This window comes from Pontibacter sp. E15-1 (assembly GCF_022601975.1).
In the GTDB taxonomy this organism is placed as follows: domain Bacteria; phylum Bacteroidota; class Bacteroidia; order Cytophagales; family Hymenobacteraceae; genus Pontibacter.
Genome location: NZ_JAKVIR010000035.1, coordinates 24,213 through 44,352 on the forward strand (window position 1 = coordinate 24,213; position 20,140 = coordinate 44,352).

Annotated in this window: 9 protein-coding genes; 4 read left to right on the forward strand and 5 right to left on the reverse strand. The window is 54.9% G+C overall.

From position 1 onward, the window contains the following. Positions 1–213: 213 nt before the first annotated feature. Positions 214–3,645: a HEAT repeat domain-containing protein gene (locus MKJ04_RS20250; protein ID WP_241643643.1), complete on the forward strand. Its 3,432-nt coding sequence runs from the start codon at positions 214–216 to the stop codon at positions 3,643–3,645. A 284-nt stretch (positions 3,646–3,929) separates the two neighbouring features. Here MKJ04_RS20250 and MKJ04_RS20255 read toward each other — a convergent pair whose 3' ends face one another. After that, complete coding sequence (locus tag MKJ04_RS20255; protein WP_241643645.1) at positions 3,930–4,814, reverse strand: hydroxypyruvate isomerase family protein; 885 nt, start codon at positions 4,812–4,814, stop codon at positions 3,930–3,932. A gap of 718 nt (positions 4,815–5,532) precedes the next feature. Between MKJ04_RS20255 and MKJ04_RS20260 the strand changes: the two genes are divergently transcribed. The 3 genes from MKJ04_RS20260 to MKJ04_RS20270 all read left to right on the forward strand — a co-directional run bounded on the left by MKJ04_RS20260 (position 5,533) and on the right by MKJ04_RS20270 (position 9,148). Next, the gene (locus tag MKJ04_RS20260; RefSeq protein ID WP_241643648.1) at positions 5,533–6,531 is read left to right on the forward strand and encodes a formylglycine-generating enzyme family protein; all 999 of its coding nucleotides are present in this window, start codon (positions 5,533–5,535) and stop codon (positions 6,529–6,531) included. A gap of 122 nt (positions 6,532–6,653) precedes the next feature. Further along, a complete protein-coding gene (locus tag MKJ04_RS20265; RefSeq protein ID WP_241643650.1) occupies positions 6,654–7,973 on the forward strand; it encodes a Gfo/Idh/MocA family protein in 1,320 nt (439 codons plus the stop codon). A 170-nt stretch (positions 7,974–8,143) separates the two neighbouring features. Then, on the forward strand, positions 8,144–9,148 hold the full coding sequence (locus MKJ04_RS20270) for an FAD:protein FMN transferase (protein ID WP_241643652.1): 1,005 nt from the start codon (positions 8,144–8,146) through the stop codon (positions 9,146–9,148). A 139-nt stretch (positions 9,149–9,287) separates the two neighbouring features. On the opposite strand, the gene MKJ04_RS20275 is transcribed toward MKJ04_RS20270, so the two are convergent. From MKJ04_RS20275 to MKJ04_RS20290, 4 genes are all read right to left on the reverse strand, one after another. Further along, positions 9,288–10,214 carry a hydroxypyruvate isomerase family protein gene (locus MKJ04_RS20275; protein ID WP_241643654.1) on the reverse strand — a complete coding sequence of 309 codons (927 nt, stop codon included), beginning with the start codon at positions 10,212–10,214 and terminating at the stop codon, positions 9,288–9,290. 300 nt (positions 10,215–10,514) lie between these two features. Next, complete coding sequence (locus tag MKJ04_RS20280; protein ID WP_241643656.1) at positions 10,515–13,880, reverse strand: VCBS repeat-containing protein; 3,366 nt, start codon at positions 13,878–13,880, stop codon at positions 10,515–10,517. Positions 13,881–14,427: 547 nt separating this feature from the next. Further along, the gene (locus MKJ04_RS20285) at positions 14,428–16,284 is read right to left on the reverse strand and encodes a RagB/SusD family nutrient uptake outer membrane protein (RefSeq protein WP_241643658.1); all 1,857 of its coding nucleotides are present in this window, start codon (positions 16,282–16,284) and stop codon (positions 14,428–14,430) included. A gap of 11 nt (positions 16,285–16,295) precedes the next feature. Next, positions 16,296–19,475: a SusC/RagA family TonB-linked outer membrane protein gene (locus tag MKJ04_RS20290; RefSeq protein ID WP_241643659.1), complete on the reverse strand. Its 3,180-nt coding sequence runs from the start codon at positions 19,473–19,475 to the stop codon at positions 16,296–16,298. Positions 19,476–20,140: the final 665 nt, after the last annotated feature.

The window sequence follows — 20,140 nt, forward strand, 5'->3', positions numbered from 1 at the left end:
AAATTTGCTACAAACGGGCTGCTTCTTCTGAAAGTTTATACGGACATCATTGAACTATATTGTTTAATAAAAGCAATATTTAGTATCTTAAGCGTATCGTTTACACTTGCGGCCATATAGGCCACTACTTCAACATGCCTGCTCCGCAAGGGCAGCAGAGGATTTACCAGCGTCAATTATACCCTGAAGTCTATATACAACAGCGTACTCCACATGAAAAAAACCTCAAAATCTTCTTTCCTTTCAAACAGAAGGAATCTTTATGCAGCGGCTCTGGTCCCTGTCTTCGTCCTTTCCGGGTATTGGATGCAACAGCCTGCCGACCAAAGCATAAAGACAATGGTGCCTGAAAAGGCGGCAGAACTGGCCCGCTCTATTGAGGCGCTGGTAAAGCCCGAGCTGGCCGACGGCCTCACCCTCCGGCTTTGGGGCGTAGACTCGCTGGTGGCCGACCCGATTTCCATCGACATCGACGACCACGGAAAGCTATACTATACCCGAACCAACCGGCAAAAAAACTCTGAGTTCGACATCAGGGGCCATCAGGACTGGGAAATCGGCTCGATCCAGCTAAAGACGGTGGAAGAAAAACGCGCTTTCCTGCACAGCGTCCTGTCGCCGGAGAACAGCAAAAAGAACACCTGGCTGAAAGACCTGAACGGCGACGGCTCCCACGACTGGCGCGACATGACCGTGGAGAAAGAGCACGTATACCGCCTCGAAGACCGGGACGGTGACGGCGTGGCCGACCTGTCGCAGCTGGTGGTAAACGATTTTAACGACGAGGTGACCGACGTGGCCGGGGCTATCCTGACCCAGGGCGACGACCTGTTTGTGGGCGTGGCCCCAGACCTCTGGCGCATGAAAGACACAAACGGCGACGGTATAGCCGACGAGAAAACCTCCATTTCGCATGGGTATGGCATCCACGTCGGGTTTAGCGGGCACGGCATGTCGGGCCTGGAGATGGGGCCGGACGGGAAGATTTACTGGGGCATCGGCGACATCGGCTTCAATGGCACAGGGCCCGACGGCCAGAAGTGGGAGTACCCGAACAGCGGCGTCATCGCCCGGTCTAACCCCGACGGCAGCGACTTTGAGATTTTTGCCGCTGGCCTCCGGAACACGCATGAGTTTGTTTTCGATGAGTATGGCAACATCATCAGCGAGGACAACGACGGCGACCACCCCGGCGAGAACGAGCGCCTGGTCTACATCGTGAACGGCTCTGACACCGGGTGGCGCACCAACTGGCAGTTTGGCAAGTACCGCGACCCGGAAAACAACACCTATAAGGTATGGATGGACGAGAAGATGTATAAACCCCGGCACGAGGGGCAGGCAGCCTACATCACACCCGCCATCGCCAACTTCGTGAGCGGCCCCACCGGCATGCTGTATAACCCGGGCACCGCCCTGAGCCCACGGTATAAAAACACGTTTTTCATTGCTGAGTTTGTGGGCAACCCCGCCAAGTCGGGCATCCACGCATTTACCCTGAAGCCCAAGGGAGCCACGTTTGAACTCGGCAAAAGCGAGAAGATCATGAGCGGCGTGCTGGCCACCGGCATCGACTTCGGTCCGGACGGGGCCATGTATGTGGCAGACTGGATTGAGGGCTGGGGCACCAAAGACCACGGCCGCATCTGGAAACTGGACGACCAAGAAGGAGCCAACTGGCCTGAGCGCCAGCAGACACAGCAATTGCTGGCAGCGGATTTCAGTGATCGGAAAGACAGCGACCTGGGCCTGCTGCTGCAGAACCCCGACATGCGCGTGCGGCAGAAAGCCCAGTTTGCCCTCGCCACCCGCGGACAAAACGGAGCCAGGGAGTTTCAGAAAAGCATCAACCAAACAGAGCACCAACTGGCCCGCGTGCACGGCATCTGGGGTATGAGCCAACTGGCGCGCCAAGACAAGAAGTACGCCACGCAGCTGGTGCCGCTTTTAAAGGACAAGGACCCGGAAATCAGGGCGCAGGCAGCCAAGTGGCTGGGCGACATCCGGTATAAGGAGGCAGGCAAAAAGCTGGTCCCGCTGCTGAAAGACGAGAATAGCCGCACCCGCTTCTTCGCCGCCGAGGCCCTGGGCCGCATCGCGTACGAACCGGCCGTCAAGCCCCTAATTAAATTGCTGCAAGCCAACAACGACGAAGATGCCTACATACGCCACGCCGGTAGCCTGGCCCTGGCCCGCATCGGCAAAGCCGACCCTATCATCGCGTTGGCCAGCCACCCATCGCCGGCGGTGCGTATGGCCGCCGTGGTGGCGTTGCGCCGTATGCGGAACCCCGCCATTGCGCGATTCCTACAAGACGAAGACGAGTATATCGTGACGGAAGCAGCACGCGCCATCAACGACGACCTCTCCATCCCGAAGGCAATGCCTGCTCTGGGCAACATACTGCAAACCAACCGCTTCACGAACGAGGCCCTGCTGCGCCGCGCCATCAACGCCAACCTGCAGGTCGGCACGCCACAGGCCATGCAGAACCTGATCGGCTATAGCCAGCAGGAAGGCGCCCCCGTAGCCATGCGGTCGGAAGCCGTGGCGGCACTCAGCACCTGGGCCAGGCCTTCTGTGCTGGACCGTGTGGACGGCCAGTACCTGGGGGTTGTGGAAAGAGACCCTTCCTTAGTGAGGAAGCAGGCCGCCCCCGCGCTGACACAGCTGCTCGGCCATACCGAGACACCGCTTCGGCTAAGCGCGGCCATGGCCATTGGCAAACTCCAGATAGCGGAGGCCTCGCCGCAGTTGGCAGACCACCTGAAAACCGACCAAGATGCCACCGTGCGGGTAGAGGCGCTTCGGGCGCTGGCCACGCTCAAGGGTGCCCCCTTAGGGAAAGCCGTGGGGCAGGCGCTCTCCGACCCCGAGAAAAGCGTGCGGGTGGCAGGCCTGGACATGCTCACGGAAATGGACATCCCCAAAGAACTGATGGTGACACTGCTGGCGGACGTGATTGATCAGAAGAGGACCCCGGAAGAGCAACAGGCGGCCCTGCTCACGCTCGGCACACTGCCAATAGCCAACACGCAACCGGTTTTCGACCAACTCCTTGCCAAGATGGAGCAGGGCAAACTCCCCACGGAAATCCACCTGGAGCTTGCCGAGGCGATAGACAGCACGCACTCCAGGCCGCTCATTGCCCGCCACAAAGCCATTAGCGCAAAGATGGCCCCGAAAACCCAGGCCTCCTCGTTTGAGGGTAGCCTGTATGGCGGCGACGCTTTGCGCGGCCGCAACATCTTCTTCAGCCACCAAACCGCGCAGTGCATCCGGTGCCACTCCTACGACGATTTGGGCGGCAACGCAGGCCCCCGTCTGAACGGCGTGTCGGGGAGGCTGAGCCGCCCGCAACTGCTGGAGGCCCTGGTTGACCCCGGCGCGCGCCTTGCCCCCGGGTATGGCGTGGTAACGGTGGAGCTGAAAAGCGGCAAATCGATTGGCGGCGTGTTACAGGGAGAGACAGACAACAGCCTGCAGCTAAAGGTGGGCGGGCAGCCGGACACACTGATCCGCAAAAGCGACATCGCGAAACGCATCAACGCCCCTTCGAGCATGCCCAACATGCAGTACCTCCTCACGAAAAAGGAGATCCGGGACGTGGTAAGCTTCCTGGCTACCTTAAAGGAGAATGAGTAACTGCGGGCAGCAAGTATAAACTTGTTTTACAACCTGCCGGTACAGCCGTAAAAAAGAGAGAGGTTGATTGTTCTGTTTCCAGACAATCAACCTCTCTCTTTTTTTATGGAAATCCTCCTTTGTTTCGAGGAGGGATTCCGCAGGCGGGGTATTCTGTTTCAAGCAGGGGCCTCATACCTCTGGCAAAAAAATTTTCCGCTTTTGATTTTGCTTCTGCAGTACCGGTACAAATCAACCCATTTTCATTCCCTCTCAACAAGCCCACTTCGGAACTTTACTGCAGGCTATACATCGCAGATCACGATGCTGTTTCTGAGGGAGGTCAGCGGCTCTGCGGATTTAGGTATGAACTCCTGCGCCACGTAGCCCTTAAAGCCAGTATCGAGGATTGCCTGCATGATGGCCGGGTAGTACAGCTCCTGCGTGTTGTCGATCTCGTTGCGGCCCGGCACGCCCCCGGTATGGTAATGCGATATGTAGGGATGGTACTCCTGAATCGTCCGGATCACGTCTCCTTCCATGATCTGCATATGGTAGATGTCATAGAGAAGCCTGAAACGGTCAGAACCCACCATCTTCACCAGGTCAACGCCCCATTTAGTATGGTCGCACATGTAGTCTTTGTGGTTTACTTTGCTGTTGAGCAGTTCCATCGAGAGGGTCACCTTGTGCTTCTCCGCCGTGCCCATCAGCCTTTTCAAGCCTTTGGCGCAGTTCTTCATGCCTTCTTCGTCGCTCATCCCGTTGCGGTTGCCCGAAAAGCAGATCAGGTTATCCAATCCGGCGTTGGCCACCTTCGGGATCATGGCCTCGTAGCGGGCAACCAGTTCGTCATGGTACTGAGGGTCATTAAATCCTTCGGTCAGGCTTTTCTCCGCGCCCCAGGCCATGGCGCAGGTCAGACCGTACTTCTTCAGCATCGGCCACTCATCGGGGCCCAGCAGCTCGATAGAGGAAAGCCCGATGCCTTTGGCCGCCTTGCACAGCTCCTCCAGCGGGATGTCCTTGTAGCACCATTTGCAGACGGAGTGCTTGATGCGGCCTTTCAGCTTTGTCGCTTTGTGGTCTGCGGCTTTAAGGGATTCCGGTAACAGCATGGCCGAGGCGAACACCGCTGCCCCGCCTGCCATGTGCTTCAGCGCGGTGCGCCGGTTGTTCTGGTCTTTCATTTTGCTATGTTCTTTTGAAATACGATCAATACTTTTTTACAGGACGCACAGCCATGGCCTGGAGCCTGTTTAAAACCCATCCGTTGCTGCTGCCTAACAAAGTGCAAACAGGCGCTATACATGCAATAGCCACTCTTATTTTTTCAGGCGAGCCTCAGCAATGCTTGAACCGGCCCAGAGGAATTCACGATTATACCTGCTGTGCTGTATGCTGGTGTCGCGCAACTCGGTATGGCAGCACACTTTGGCAGTTTACCATCTTTAAATATTGCAGATTCTGCAGTAGTAAACAATAAAAAACGAACTTAAAACATGCCCTGGCATGGAGGTGCTGTCACAAAATATGCGGGGAACCACTGTTGAGGGCTGCTCTCCTGCAGGTGCGCTTGCCCGGAGTTGATAGAGTGGAGTACATTTCGTTTTTGTAAGCAAGTATGCCATGTTGCGAAAGCAACCCATGCCTGGCATCATACGGAAGCGTCTTTACATTTCACAGTGCGACAGGCCTGCTATACCTCGCCTTGGCCGAAATAAAGTTATTACTCACTTTTCATCTTTTTTACTTGCATATCTCATTTTTTATAACAATTTTTATATGCTTCCGAATTTTCAAAGCCCCGTTCATACTGCTTCATTTGATTGCAGAGAGAAAGGTATGGGGCTTATGAAATGCCGTCAATCTAATCACCCTTAAAACGCTTTTTAATAAGCAGCTGGAATGATCCGACTAAAACATTTTAGCATATTTTGCCTCGGCATAAGTGCCCTGGTGCTTGCACCCTATACCGCCTTTTCGCAGCAAAACCCAGCGGAAGGGTATACGCAGCGTATTTCGGGCACAGACCTGGCCTTTGAGATGGTGCCCATACCCAGCGGCGACTTTAAGATGGGAAGTCCGGACGGGGAGCAGGGCAGGGACAAAGACGAGGGGCCGCAACATCTGGTCAGGCTTAACCCGTTCTGGATGGGCAAGTATGAAGTGACTTGGGATATTTTTGAGCCCTTTGTTTACAAGGACTTTGAGATCACGCAGAGCAACGGAACAGTCAGTGCCGAGGTGGACGCCGTGACGCGCCCCACCAAGCCCTACCTCGACATGACCTTTGGCATGGGCAAGGAAAACCACCCTGCCGTAGGCATGACCCAGTACGCCGCCATCCAGTTTTGCAAGTGGCTATACACCCGAACCGGCGTTTTTTACCGTCTGCCCACAGAAGCCGAGTGGGAGTATGCCAGCCGCGCAGGCACCACCACGGCCTATGCCTTCGGCGATGCCCCTTCCGAGCTAGGCGAGCATGCGTGGTATCAGGCCAACAGCAACAAGGAAACACACCCTGTTGGCAGCAAGAAGCCGAATGCGTGGGGCCTGTACGACATGCACGGCAACGTGGCCGAATGGACCCAGGACCAATATATCCCGGATTTCTACGGAAAGCTGAAAGGCAAACCCGTTGCCAACCCCATCGCCGTCCCTGAAAAGCTATACCCCCATGTGGTACGGGGAGGCTCTTTTATGGAAGGCGCCGAGGCATTGCGCGCGGCTAACCGCGAGGGCTCCGACCCTAGCTGGAAACGGATAGACCCCCAGATACCGAAAAGCAACTGGTGGTTCCCCGAGGCCCCGTTTGTGGGCTTTCGGCTCGTGCGCCCGGCAACCCCGCCCTCCAAAGCAGACATCGACACCTATTACAACCAACCACCTACCCCTGACTATTAGCCGCATGCCACACCGCAAAGCACTAGCAGTGCATTGTGGCCCTAGCACCACTCCGCTACCTATTCAATAGCCCGCACCCTGCTCGTTTCCTTTATCTTATAACCGCTAAAACATTATCCTCTATGAATGATTTTGACTTGAATAAGCGAAGAGAGTTTCTGAAGGCCTCCGCCCTGCTGGCGGGGGGCGCCATGCTAAGTAGCCTGCCGCTGGCCGGGGCATACGCCGCAGGCAAAGGCACCATCAAGATTGCCCTGATCGGGTGCGGCGGCAGAGGCACCGGGGCCGCTTTCCAGGCGCTGGAAACCAAGCACGACATTAAGCTGGTGGCCATGGCCGACGCATTCCGCGACCGGCTGGACGACAGCTATAAAAACCTGTTCGGCAAGTATGGGAAAGCGAAAATAGCCGTTCCGGAGAACAAAAAATTTGTCGGGTTCGATGGGTATAAGCAGGCCATTGCCGAGGCGGATGTCGTCCTGCTCGCCACCCCGCCCGGTTTCCGTCCCATCCACTTTGAAGAAGCGGTAAGGCAAAACAAGCACGTCTTCATGGAGAAGCCCGTTGCCACCGACTCACCGGGTATCCGGAGGGTGCTGGCCGCCGCCGAAGAGGCCAAGCAAAAGAAACTGAACGTGGTCGTGGGCTTGCAGCGCCGCTACCAGAACAACTACCGCGAAACCATCAAGCGCATCGAGGACGGGGCGATTGGCGATGTGGTGTCCGGGCAGGTATACTGGAACAGCGGCGGGGTATGGGTGCGCCCACGGCAGGCCAACCAAACGGAGATGGAGTACCAGATGCGCAACTGGTATTACTTTAACTGGCTCTGTGGCGACCATATCACCGAGCAGCACGTGCACAACATCGACGTGGCCAACTGGGTGAAAAACAGCTACCCGGTTTCGGCGCAGGGCACCGGCAGCCGTTTTCTGCGAACAGGCAAAGAGTATGGCGAGATCTTCGACAACCATACCGTGGAGTTTCTGTATGCCGACGGCTCCGTGATCCAAAGCCAGTGCCGCCATTTCGAAGGGACGAAGAACCGGGTGGATGAGAGCTTTCAGGGCACCAAAGGCAAAGTATACCTGTCGGCCAATAACGACGGGAAACTCTGGGACTATAAAGGCAACTCCCTGTACGACCATGCCGGCAAAAACGACCCCAACCCCTATCAGGCCGAGCACAACGAACTCTTTGAGGCGATAGCGGCCGGGCAGTATAAATTCGCGGATGCGGAGCGGGCGGCCAAAAGCACCATGACCTCGCTGCTGGGCCGGTACGCCACCTACTCGGGGCAAGAGATTAAGTGGGAGGATGCCCTCAACTCCGACATCAACCTGATGCCCGACACTTATGCCTGGGATGCCCTGCCGAAGATCCTCCCCGGCCCCGATGGCTTATACCCGGTTGCCCTGCCCGGCAAGACAAAAGTGATCTAGCCTCAACCTATTTGCAGCGAAGACTGCCCCAACCTGCGCTACGCAGTGGGGTAGTCTTCGCTGCTTTATAGTTCGGTGCTCGTGTTTGCCACAGGCCGGGGCAGGTATAAAAACCAGCCCTCTGCCCAGACAGCGCCCTACCTGTTCTCCACAACGCACCCTAGCCTGCCATGCGATTCCTGTTGCTGTTCCTGTTCGCCTCTTTGCCGCCTCTCGCCAGGAAGCCTCCGCTTACTCCTTTCCATATCCGGGGCTTTGCGCAAGGCACCTCGTATCAAATCACGTACTATGCCGAAGACAGCCTGATTTCCAAAGCACAGGTGGCCTACATCTTCGCGCAACTGGACAGCTCGCTCTCGCTGTACAAACCATACTCGCTGATCAGCCAGTTCAATCGCTCAGAAAATGGCCTGCCCGTAGACAGGCACCTCAGCAAAGTTGTCCGGAAAGCCCAACAGGTGTCTGAAAAGACGGTAGGGACCTTCGACATTACTGTGGCGCCACTTGTGCAGGCCTGGGGATTTGGGGCAAGCCCACCAGCCACGGGGCTTCCTGACTCAGTGGCTATAAAGGCGCTGCTGGCCTGTGTGGGAACGGATAAAATACGCCTGCGCCACGGATATCTGCACAAAGACAAGCCATGCGTGCGCATCGATGTGAACGGCATTGCGCAGGGCTATACCGTGGATGTGCTGGCCGGGCTGCTGGAACAGCGCGGCATCCAGAATTACCTGGTAGAAGTGGGGGGAGAAGTCCGGGTGAAGGGCACAAAACAGCCGGGCGGGCAACCTATGGCCATCGGCATCGAAGGCCCCGCCAGCGGTAGCCCAGACGATCCGTATCCCATCCGAAAGATTATCCGGCTCTCAAAAGGGGCCGTCACGACCTCGGGCAATTACCGCAAGTTTTACCAAAGCGGCAACCAGAGAATATCCCACCTCATAGACCCCAAAACAGGCTATCCCCTCAAGAATGAACTCATCAGCGTGACGGTATGGGCCAAGGACGCGATGACGGCCGATGCCTACGATAACGCCCTGATGGGTATGGGGCTGGAGAAGGCCCTTCGGTTTGCAAGCCGACAGCACAGTCTGGAGGCTTATTTTATATACCAAACGCCAAACGGTTCTGTGGCCGATACTGCTACATCTGGCTTTTATCGCCTGATGCAGTAGCCTGTTTAACAACTGGCCGGAGGGTATAAACTCCGCGCAGCATGGCACACCATCATATTTAAAGCATGTTTAAATTTCCTCTTTGGAAGCAAAATTTAAACATGCTCTTACCCTTTCAGGCACTATAAACAGGGCAGTATTATGCCGGCAGGAAATCATCTACCTCTCTGTAAGCGCGGATCAGGGCCATTTCGCCTTCCTTTTCCTTTCGTGACACGCCATGCTCCATCCCAACAATGCCTTTATAGCCTTTCTCGTGGATGTGTTTGAATACGTTTTTGTAATTGATCTCACCTGTGGTAGGCTCATTCCGGCCCGGGTTATCGCCAACCTGAATGTAGGCGATCTCCTCCCAGGTCAGGTCGAGGTTGCGGATCAGGTGCCCCTCGTTTTTCTGCATGTGGTAGATATCGTACAGCAACTTGCAGGAAGGGCTGTTCACGGCTTTACAGATCATGTACGTCTGGTCTGAGGTGCGCAGGTAAAGGTTGGGTGAATCGCTGAGCGGCTCGAGCACCATAACAATTCCGTGCGGCTCCAGTATCTCGGCTCCCCGGCGCAGGGCTTCGATCACGTTTGCGGTTTGCAGACCAATCGGCAGGTTGCGCTCAAAGTCGCCAGGTACCACGGTTACCCATTTTGCATTCACGCGCCTGGCCACATCCACGGCCCGCCTGCATCCGTCCAGAAAGATATCCACATATTCCTTCTTGCCCGCAGCCAGCGAATTTTGGGAATTGCCCCCTTTATCCACCACAAACACGCCCATGGTCATACCGAGGCGAGTGAGTTCTTTGCCTATGCGCTCTTGCTCGCTCACAGGGCGGCCCATCATACCATTGTCCTCCAGCGCCATGAAGCCCTGCTCCCGCATAAAGTTTAGCTGTTTGATCAGGTCGTCGCCAGCCGAGTTCTTGAACATGCCAAAGTGAGGCGCATATTTCAGGTGAAAGGGCTTGGCTTCTTTCTTCCCGGATGGCAGGGTCTCTGCCATGGCTGATGCACCGCTTGTAAGGGCAAGAGCGCCGAGCAGGCTACTTTTTATAAATTCATCTCTTCTCATCATCTTATACAAGGGGCTAGTGCGGCGATGGCTGCTATTATCCTTTAAATCGACCTACCTATACGGCACCATCGCAGCGTACCAAAGCTTTTCAGGCGTAGTCTGGATCAGGACAAAATGCCCTGATTGCTTGCCTTAAAACCAAGTTGGCCCCAAAGCTTAAATCTATCTTAAATATAAATAAATATTTATATCTACCAAATGAAACACTAAGTTTTATGATATAGCAAGCCTTCAGATTTCATATTTTGCACGCTCTACTGCTGCCTAACCGTTGTGTGTATGCCCGCCACGGGCAGGGTTTTATCTGGCAACTGGCTTAAGTTTGTATGCCCTGAGTGCCTGCTGGTTAATGCCGAACACAAAAGTGTTGTTTACCTCCAGTATGCTCCGCACATCGCCCTGCAGCTTTAAGCCCGATTTGGCCTGTGGTATATAGGTAAACCCGCCTTTCCCGTCGCCTTGCAGCAAGGCCCCATAATTTGCGTCATATTTGCCGAAGCGCAGCCGGGCCTGGTTAATGTTACCCGCCAGCAGCAAATCCGGATGGCCGTCGCCGTTGTAATCTGTGGTAGCCATGGCGTGTATGGGGGCATACTGCACTTCTTTTGGCAGAGGCTTTTCCTGAAACTTGCCCTGCGCATTTTGCTCAAAATACGTTGTCTGCAAGTGGCTGGCCGATAAGTGGCCAGCGTCTTTCAGGTTGTCGGCCGAGAAAATATCCTGCAAGGTGGCGTCGGCATAGCTTTTATAGTCGGTGAAGCGGGTGCGCATCACACTCATCTGGTCCAGCAGCTCGTCCCGGGTCACGTAGGGGTAGCTTTTGCCCTGCATGTAAAACGTCAGGATGGGGTCTACGGAGCCGTTGTCGTCAAAGTCTTTGTAATACATCTCTACCGGCTGCCCGGCTGATGCCTTCATCTGCGCGTTGAGCCCCAGGTTGCCGATCACGAGGTCGGGTTTGCCATCCTGGTTAAAGTCTCCTGTGAGTAGTTTATTCCACCATCCGGTATACTTCCGGGTAAAGTACTTTTCCGTGACATCCTGTAGTTTGCCTCCGGCTATTTCATACACCGTTACCGGCATCCACTCCCCCACCAGCACCAGTTCCGGCTTCTGGTCTCCGTTCAGGTCCTGCCAGGCGGCATCGGTCACCATCCCCAGCTGCTGCAAAGCGGGGGCCACAAGGGCTGTTTTGTCCTTAAACTGCCCTTCCCCGTTGTTGAGCAGCACGTAGCTTCGCGGCGTTTCCGGGTAGCGGCCGGGTACCACACGGCCTCCGACAAACAGATCCAAAAAACCGTCGCCGTTGATGTCGGCCGCCCGTGCGCAACTGGTGCTCACGCGCATGGGCGGCAGGGCCCTGGCACTCCGGGTATAGTTGCCCTTGCCATCGTTGAGGTAGAGCCTGTCCTGCAGCAGGGCGTCTTCCGGGGCGAAGTCGTGATAGCCGCCGCTCACCACATACAGGTCCGGGTACTTGTCGTTGTTGGCATCAAAAAACACGGCCTCCACGTCGTCGCTCATCCTATCGGTTTCAAAAGCGGCCCCTGGCTGCGCCACAAAACGGCCGTTCTTTTGCTGCAGGTAGAGCTGGGCTGCCTGCCCTTTGCCACCTCCCACAAACACATCCTCCCGGCCATCGCCGTTCACATCCGCCTTCGCCAGGCAAGGCCCGGCAAACGACATTGGGTTTACCAGCAAGGGCTGCCGCTTAAAGTCATTCAGATTGGTTTTTTGGTGGGCAAACGCAAAAGGCGGATTCACTTCTTCAAACACAGGGGCTATACCTTTGGCGGGCTTATACACTTCCTGCGCATCGCTTTCGGACAGGGCAAGCTGCTGGTTTGCCTTCACACCGCGCAGTACCTGCTGCTTGCCGCTTTGCCACACAATGCGCAGCGAGTCAACCGCCTCTGCTTGCCCGAGCCCGAAGTGCAGCACCGGCGACACACTGGACTGGTAGCCCCGCGCCAGCATCTGCTCCTGGTACTGCTGCCTGCCCTGGGTATAAAGCGTCACTTTCGCCCCAATCCCGGCGGTATTCTGCCCCGCGCCCTTCAGCCTGAGTTGCAGGTAACGGTGATTCAGCAGGGTATTGGCCTGGTTCTGGTAGACAAAGGCGGGCTCGTTGATGTTGTTGACGATCAAGTCCAGGTCGCCGTCATTGTCCAGGTCGGCGTAGGCGGCCCCATTGCTGTTGGAGGGCCGGTCGATCCCCCATGCGGCACCCTTGCTCGCAAAAGCTGCCCCCGCCTCGTTCTGGAAGATATAGTTCGTAACGTTGGATGAGGGCATCTTCCTGACCAGCTCCAGCACGTGCGCCCGGCCCATGTTCTCTCCCTTTTGCTGCACAAAGCTGCTCATGTACTTGATGAAGTCCATGTTGGTATAGTCGCGCTGGTAGCCGTTGGTAACGAAGATGTCTTTCCAGCCGTCGTTGTCATAGTCCGCCACGAGCGGGGCCCAGCTCCAGTCGGTGTTCGAGAGACCGGCCATTTGCCCGGCCTCGCTGAACGTGCCGTTGCCGTTGTTCAGCTGCAGCATGTTCCGCATGTACTGGTAATGGAAGCCCGACTTCAGACTGAGGTCAAACTTCTCATAATTGTCCGGGGCGAACAGCAGCTTCTGCCGGCGGTTGTCCTCGGGCAGCATGTCTAGCGTGAAGATATCCGGTAAGCCGTCGTTGTTAATGTCTGCCACATCGTTGCCCATCGAGAAGTGAGAGGTATGGCCCATGCCTGTTTTGAGCTGATCGGTGAAAGTGCCGTTGCGGTTGTTGATGTACAGGAAATCCGGGATATCATAATCATTGGACACATAGATATCCGGCCAGCCGTCGCCGTTGATGTCGGCCACTCCGGCCCCCAGGCCATAGGACAATGACGAAGACTGAATGCCGGCCTCTTTAGTGATGTCCTGGAAATGGCCCTTGTCGTTTCTAAAAAGCCGCGCCCCGCGCTGGTCATCCGCTGTTTTGAGGATGGCCGCTGTCGTCACCTCATCCAGCAAGGGCAACGACTCCGGGCTGTGGTTGAGCAGGAACATATCCAGGTCGCTGTCCCGGTCGAAGTCAAAGAAAACAGCCTGCGTGCTGTTTGAGGGAATCGCCAGGCCATACCGGGCTGCCCGCTCCGAAAAACGGGGCACCCCACTGGCATCCGGCCCCTCGTTGATAAACAGCTGGTTTTCCCGGTTTTCGGGCCGCACCTTCCCCGAGTAGCAGACATACAGATCCAACAGCCCGTCGCCGTTCACATCGGCCATTGTTACCCCCGTGGCCCACGGGGTGCTGCGCCCGGCCACACCTGCGCTGGCCGTAATGTCCTCGAACTGCATGTTGCCTTTGTTGAGGTATAGCTGGTTGGGCACCATGTTCCCTGTAAAGTAAATATCGGGCAGCCCATCGCCATTTACGTCGCCTACTGCCACTCCGCCGCCGTTGTAGAAGTACTCATACATCAGCACATTGGTGTTTAGTCCCTCCGTCAGGTTATTGGAGAAACTGATGCCTGTTTTGCTGGCTGGCAGCAGCGTAAAAAGCGGGTTGGAGACAACAGGGGCGGTGGCTTCCTGCTTCTCGTCTGGCACTGGCTTTTCCTGGCACCCGGAGAAAGCAACAAGGGTAAAAAACAGGAATGCAGGTAGTATGGGGGTAAGCTTGGGCATAGACAAGGGCAATAGGGTGGTATAAAAGCAAATGCTGATATGAGGGTAAGCGAGTAGCGCCGCTTTAAACAAACCTATACCTGGGGTATGGCTTGAAAAGCTTTGCCGCGACACGCCTAAACGCTTATCACTTTTGATTTTACAGAACTTTTAGCAGAAAATAAAGCTGATGCTACTTTTAGCGACGGACTTGCCTCAAAGCGCATGCTTAAAATTGATCTTTTAGGCCGCAAATTTTCCAGAAATGAGCCTGACTTTAGATTTTTGCTCCCAAAAAAGAAATTCATACCGATATAAGAGATTTTGCGCATTTAAAAGGGTTTGTGAGGTAGCAGCTAAAAAAACCCACCCCTACCCCTCCCAAGAGGGGAATTTTTCCCATGTACCTGTAGGGGGTATGTGTATTATTGGATATTGGTGTTATCGAGAAATTGTAATGCGCAAAAATCATCTCATTATGGTATAACATTAGTGTCAGCCAGGCGATAAAAAAAATCTATGCCAGCACAAAGCGGCCGGCATAGATAGTAAGGAAACAAAGATATTTTTAGTACCCCGGGTTCTGAACCAGCTTGTCGTTTCGGTTCATCTCATCGCGGTGAATCGGCAGGTAGAACATTTTGCCATCCCAGGCCCGATTCTCAATTCCTTTACCCAGCTCTATCGGGTTATAGCTATAGGTATAGTTCTCGGGGTTATACTGATAAAGCGTTACCTGTTTGCCAGGCTTCAGGCTTCCTTTGATGTCGATGATGCGGGGCTGTTTGCCCATTACCTCTGAGGCGATCATCCAGCGACGCACGTCGTGGTAGCGCTGCTCTTCGTAGGCCATCTCTACCCTGCGCTCGTTGCGGTACCGTTCCATCAGCGCGTCGCCTCCCTCCGTTATGGCGGGCATACCAGCACGGAAGCGCACCTTGTTCAGCCATTCCAGAGCCACGGCATCCTCGCCCAGTTCGATGCTGGCCTCCACGTAGTTCAGCACGGCTTCGGTGTACCGGAAGAACGCCCATGGCACCTGCTGCCACATGTTCATGTCCACAAGGTTCGGGTTCGGATCAACAAACTTGCGCATGTAGTAGCCGGTACGGGTGCCATTCCAGTCCTCGATGGAGCTCTGCCGGGAATCCAGGCCAAAGTGAATTGTTTTTATTCCTTTGTCATCAAGCACCTCATACTGCCCTGTCTGAATCTGGTTGGCGGGATCATTGGTAGTGAAGCGCGGCTTCCAGTTTGCGCCGTCATACAGCACGGTAGCCTCCAGGCGTGGGTCGCGGTTGTCGTATGGTGCGGCACGATGATTGGGATCGCTCCAGCTGAACTCGCTGCCGTCCATCATCTCATAGTCGTCTACCAAATCCTGCAGGGGCGTATTGCCTGCCCAGTTGCGGTATCCGTTCGGGCCGTTAAACAAACCAATCCGTCCGCCGCCTTCGTTCTTCGACTGGATAAAGTATCGGCCAAAGATCATCTCCTGCTCGCCACCGCCACGAGACAAAGCCACGTTCATGTAGTTGGTCTTGCCTTCCTCCCGTGACACCGGTGCCGACAGGCCCAGCGCATACCCAAGGCCGGGCAAATCCAGTACGGCTTTGGCGGCCGCCTGAGCCTTTCGCCAACGCTCCGTCTGGTCTCCGCTTGTGTAGCCGATCAGCTCTTTCTGCGCGTAGCCGGCAATGACCGCCGACTTTGCACTGGCCGTCGGGATGTCGTGCAGGTCGCTGGCGGCATACAGCAGCACCCGCGACTTCAGGGCCAGCGCCGCAGCGGTGGAGCTTCGCCCTTTCGCCAGAGATTTGCCTTCGAGCAGCTGCGCGGCCTCGTCTGCGTCTTTCACAATAAAGTCGATGCATTCCGCAAACGTGTTCCGGGAGATGGAATAATCGGCCTCGCCCAGTACATAGGACCTGTCCACGAGCGGTACGCCACCATAGTAGCGCACGAGCTGGTGGTATAGGTAAGCCCGCATAAACAGGGCTTCGCCCAAGAGCCGTTCTGCCATGGCAGGGTTATCGAACTTGGGGTCCCGCAGGTTTTCGATGGCCAAATTCGCCGCCCGTATCCTGCGATACATATCCGGCCAGTTCAGGGTAGAGTTGATCCAGCCTGGTTCTGCCGGGTTCGAGCGGGCCTCAGTAATGGTGTTGATGCCCCGGCCCGGGTGCGTAAACAATGCCTCATCCGTGAGCGATGCCTGCATCTGCTCGTCAAAGCCGCCATTGCCCAGGGCAGTGTATATGTCTGTCACGAATGCCTCTGCAAGGCCCGCGTCTGTCCATACCACCTCGGATGGAATTTTGGTCAAAGGCTTTGTGTCCAGGAAGTCGTCGTTACAGCCGGTAGAGAGCACCAGTGCCGTAAAAAGCCCCCAGGACAGTGATTTTAATTTATGTATGTTCTTCATGTCGATTGCGCTTAAAATGTTGCTGTTACACCGGTGTTAATAATTTTCGACTGCGGATAGTACTGGCCATTGGCATTCACGTTCTCCGGGTCATATACTTTCAACTTGTCCCAGGTAACCAGGTTCAGGGCGTTTACATATACCCGCAGCGCATTCAGGCCCACTTTGCCGCCAAGCACAGACGGCAGGGTATAGCCCAGTTCAATGTTCTTCAGCCGGATATAGTTGGTGCTCCGCATCCAGTAAGTGTTACCGCCAGAGTAGTACTGGTTCCCGCGGTCAGCGATGCGCGGGTGTTCGGAGCTTGGGTTCGCCACGGTCCAGCGGTTCACATATATGTCCTCCAGGAAATTACCGATACTGCCCATCTCGCCTGTGCCCAGCGTCATCACGGCTCCGGCCGACCCTTGGAAAAGCACGCTAAAGTCAAAGTTTTTGTAGCTCGCGTTCGCGTTCAGGCCGCCCTGGAAAGTAGGGATGTCATTGCGCGGGTCTCTTGTTCTGTCGTCCGGTGTGATCTTGCCATCCGGCACGCCATTGGGGCCTGAGATGTCTTTGTACTTCATATCTCCGGGGCGCAAAGTGCCCACAATGGCGCTATAGTCAAGCGGATTGGCATCTATGTCAGCCTGGTCAACAAACACCCCGTCATATTCATAGCGGAGCGCCGTCCCCATAGGGCTGCCCGTAGACCGCTGGTGTGCCGGGGCTCCCGAGGCCTCATCCCAAAACAGGATTTCGTTCTTGGCATATCCCCCGTTGGCACTAACACGGAATACGACCTCGCCAATCTGGCCATTGTAACCTATCAGGGCATCCCATCCACGGTTCGTCACCTCTCCAATGTTTTCGCGAGGAGGAATCAAGCCAGTAGTCTGAGGCAATGATCCATTCCGGAAGGCCAGGATGTTGGTGCGCTTGTTGTAAAACACATCAAATTCGAAGTTAATCCTGCCTTGTAGTAATTGACCATCCACACCAATGTTGGCATTATTTGCCACCTCCCAGGTAACATTTGGGTTAGGTGCCAGGTTCTCGCGCAGCGTGGACACTTCCTGCCCTCCTATTATATAGGTATTGAAGGAGTTGGTCGATAAATAGTTATACTGATTACCTTCCGGACCCAGGTTGTCATTACCCATCTGCCCCCACGATCCGCGCAGCTTCAGGTAATTGACAAAAGATACGTTATCCTTGAAGAAATTTTCTTCTGAAATCTGCCAGGCGGCCAGCACCCCAGGAAAGAATCCGTATCGGGTATCGCTCGGGAAGATGTCGGAGGCGTCGTAGCGCCACAGAAACTCTGCCATGTACTTCTCCTGATAGTTATAGGCAACACGGCCGAAGTGGCTCAAGCGCGCCCGCTCAGAGGCATCGCCACCATTATTTCGCTCCAGGTTCCCACCTACACCGATTTGGTCTACGGCCGGAGAAATGAAATACCTGCGGAATGCAGTGAAACGGTCCCAATCGATGGTCTCCCGGTTAGTACCCGCCAACACTGTGATGGCATGGTTTCCAAACGACCGCTCATACGTCAGGATACCACCCAGCAAAATGTTCAGCTGGTCTTCACTGGCCAGTTCTAAGTTCGGGTCGGCAGGGCCTCTTCTGCCAGACTTAAGCAATGGGGTAACACCGTCTGCTTCATAGGATGTCTTGTCCCAGGAGTACAGGTACCACGGAATCTGCCATCTTTTCTCGCGGCGTGTAAATTTATCCACCGCAGCTGTACCAGTAAGTTTCAGGCCTTCAATCCAGGGGTTGGTAATCTCCACCGAGCCGTTTGTCTGCAGGTAGTTGCGGGTGTCGCGGTCATAGCCTGTTTCGTTGGTGGTGATAACCACGGGGTTTTGCCCGTTCTCAATGTCAGGGCCAGGTCTTCCGTCAGGCCAACGGGCCGGGGAGGTTGGGATGCCCCGCATCTGCATCCTGAAGATAGCAGGCGCACCAACCGTCGGGAAAAAGCGGTTCTCCTGGCGCCCCAGCATACCCACACTGGCTTTAATGTATTTGCTGATGGTTGCGTCCAGGTTCACGCGCAGGTCATACTGCTTGTACCCTGTCGCGGAGTTTTTGTAGAACGCATCCTGATTTATATACCCCAGGGAGGTCAGGAACTGGATATTGTCGCTTCCGCCCCGCAGCTGCAGGTTGTGCTGCGACTGCGGAGACCAATCTTTCAGTGTTGCCTTGTACCAGTCCGTGTTGGGGTGCGTCCAGGGGTTAGACCCATCTCTGAACTTCTGAAAATCCTCTGGCCCGTAGTGCGAATTGACAACAGAGCCGTCTGGCAGGGTGTAGCTGCCTGTTTTTGCGAACGCATCCGTAGCTTCCTGCCACAGGTGGACCGGCACGCGGTTGTAAATCTCCAGGTCGTTGCGCATCTCGGCAAACTGGGTGGCGTCGGCCAGATCAGGAATTACAGTTGGCCGGGCGAAGCCCTGGTTGAAGGAGTAAGATAATTCCGGCTTCCCGGATTTGCCCCGCTTGGTGGTAACCAGGATAACGCCGTTGGCTGCCCGCGACCCGTAAATGGCTGCGGAGGCATCTTTCAGTACGGATATGCTCGCAATATCGGCCGGGTTGAGGCGCTCTATACCCCCGGCACGAGCCGGCACGCCGTCAATCACGACAAGTGCCCCGTTCTCGCCCAGGGTATTGGAGCCCCTAATGCGGATAATGGAATTATCATAGCCCGGCTCGCCGCTTCTGTTCACAGCCACAACGCCCGGCATGCGGCCCGCAATGGAGTTCGTCAGGTTAAGCGCCGGCGACTTCTCCAGCTCCTCGCCTTTCACGGCAGCCACCGAACCGGTAACTGTTTCCTTTTTCTGCGTGCCATACCCTACCACCACTACTTCTTCCAGCGCTTTCGCATCCGTTGAAAGTGACACGTTTATGGTGGAGCGGTTGTTGATGGGCACACTCTGGGGCGCATACCCGATAAAGGTAAACACCAGCGTGCCGTTGCCGTTTGGCACGTTTAGCGTGTAGGACCCGTCTACGCTTGTCGGGGCGGCGGTGGTCGTCCCTTTCAGGAGCACCGTTACGCCAGGAAGCCCCATTCCCTGATCGTCAGTAACCTTTCCCTGCACCGTGATGCCCTGCGCATACGCCACTACAAAGGAGAAAAAGATAAGCGGCAATACAAACAAGTATTTAAGCTCTTTAGGTAAATAGTGTTGCATAGGTTTCCATGTTATAGTTATAAATATGAAAATAATCAGACTACATTTTCATTTCCCCGAAGGGAAGCCGGTGTTCAAGCGGTGCGGTGTTACCACCAATTTATTGTGCTTTGTACACTTATTTATAAACGCGTAATTTTTTATCTTCCTCTTAGAAGCTGTTTTAAAACCTATTCAAGCGGGAAAGTAGAAATCCTTAAAAGTGGTTAAATGCCGCAGAAATGGCCTTTATGATTATAGTCTCTGTTTCTAAAATAGCTCTCGAATAGGTTTTAAAACAGCTTCTTAGCATTCGGCCCCGGTAAGGGAGCAAAACCTAAATGATCTAAAGCCTAATTGCTTGTCGCAACAATAACTTTTAACAAAATATTTCTGAAAACCGATAATGCTCCAGCTGCTTCGCTGTTCTTGCATTATTCATATACAGGCTAACGCCTTAGTACTTGTATTTATAAACTGACTCAGCTTTAAAATACGACCATACAGCATTTCCCTAAAGGATAGGCAACCATATTGACCGCAGAGGGAACACCCCCAAAGGCATCTCTTTCGCGATCACTTTTTAGAACGCCAGATTTCTCCAGCGTGTCTTATTTTGATTTATATAGCTAAATATAAGCAGTGTATAACACACAAAAAAACTTTTAAGCGAAAAAGTGATCGCT

Bases quoted from the DNA above. Each gene is read 5' to 3' on its own strand.
- MKJ04_RS20285 (WP_241643658.1), bottom strand. From the start codon at position 16,284: ATGAAGAACATACATAAATTAAAATCACTGTCCTGGGGGCTTTTTACG.
- MKJ04_RS20275 (WP_241643654.1), bottom strand. From the start codon at position 10,214: ATGATGAGAAGAGATGAATTTATAAAAAGTAGCCTGCTCGGCGCTCTT.
- MKJ04_RS20255 (WP_241643645.1), bottom strand. From the start codon at position 4,814: ATGAAAGACCAGAACAACCGGCGCACCGCGCTGAAGCACATGGCAGGC.
- MKJ04_RS20270 (WP_241643652.1), top strand. From the start codon at position 8,144: ATGCGATTCCTGTTGCTGTTCCTGTTCGCCTCTTTGCCGCCTCTCGCC.
- MKJ04_RS20265 (WP_241643650.1), top strand. From the start codon at position 6,654: ATGAATGATTTTGACTTGAATAAGCGAAGAGAGTTTCTGAAGGCCTCC.
- MKJ04_RS20280 (WP_241643656.1), bottom strand. From the start codon at position 13,880: ATGCCCAAGCTTACCCCCATACTACCTGCATTCCTGTTTTTTACCCTT.
- MKJ04_RS20290 (WP_241643659.1), bottom strand. From the start codon at position 19,475: ATGCAACACTATTTACCTAAAGAGCTTAAATACTTGTTTGTATTGCCG.
- MKJ04_RS20260 (WP_241643648.1), top strand. From the start codon at position 5,533: ATGATCCGACTAAAACATTTTAGCATATTTTGCCTCGGCATAAGTGCC.
- MKJ04_RS20250 (WP_241643643.1), top strand. From the start codon at position 214: ATGAAAAAAACCTCAAAATCTTCTTTCCTTTCAAACAGAAGGAATCTT.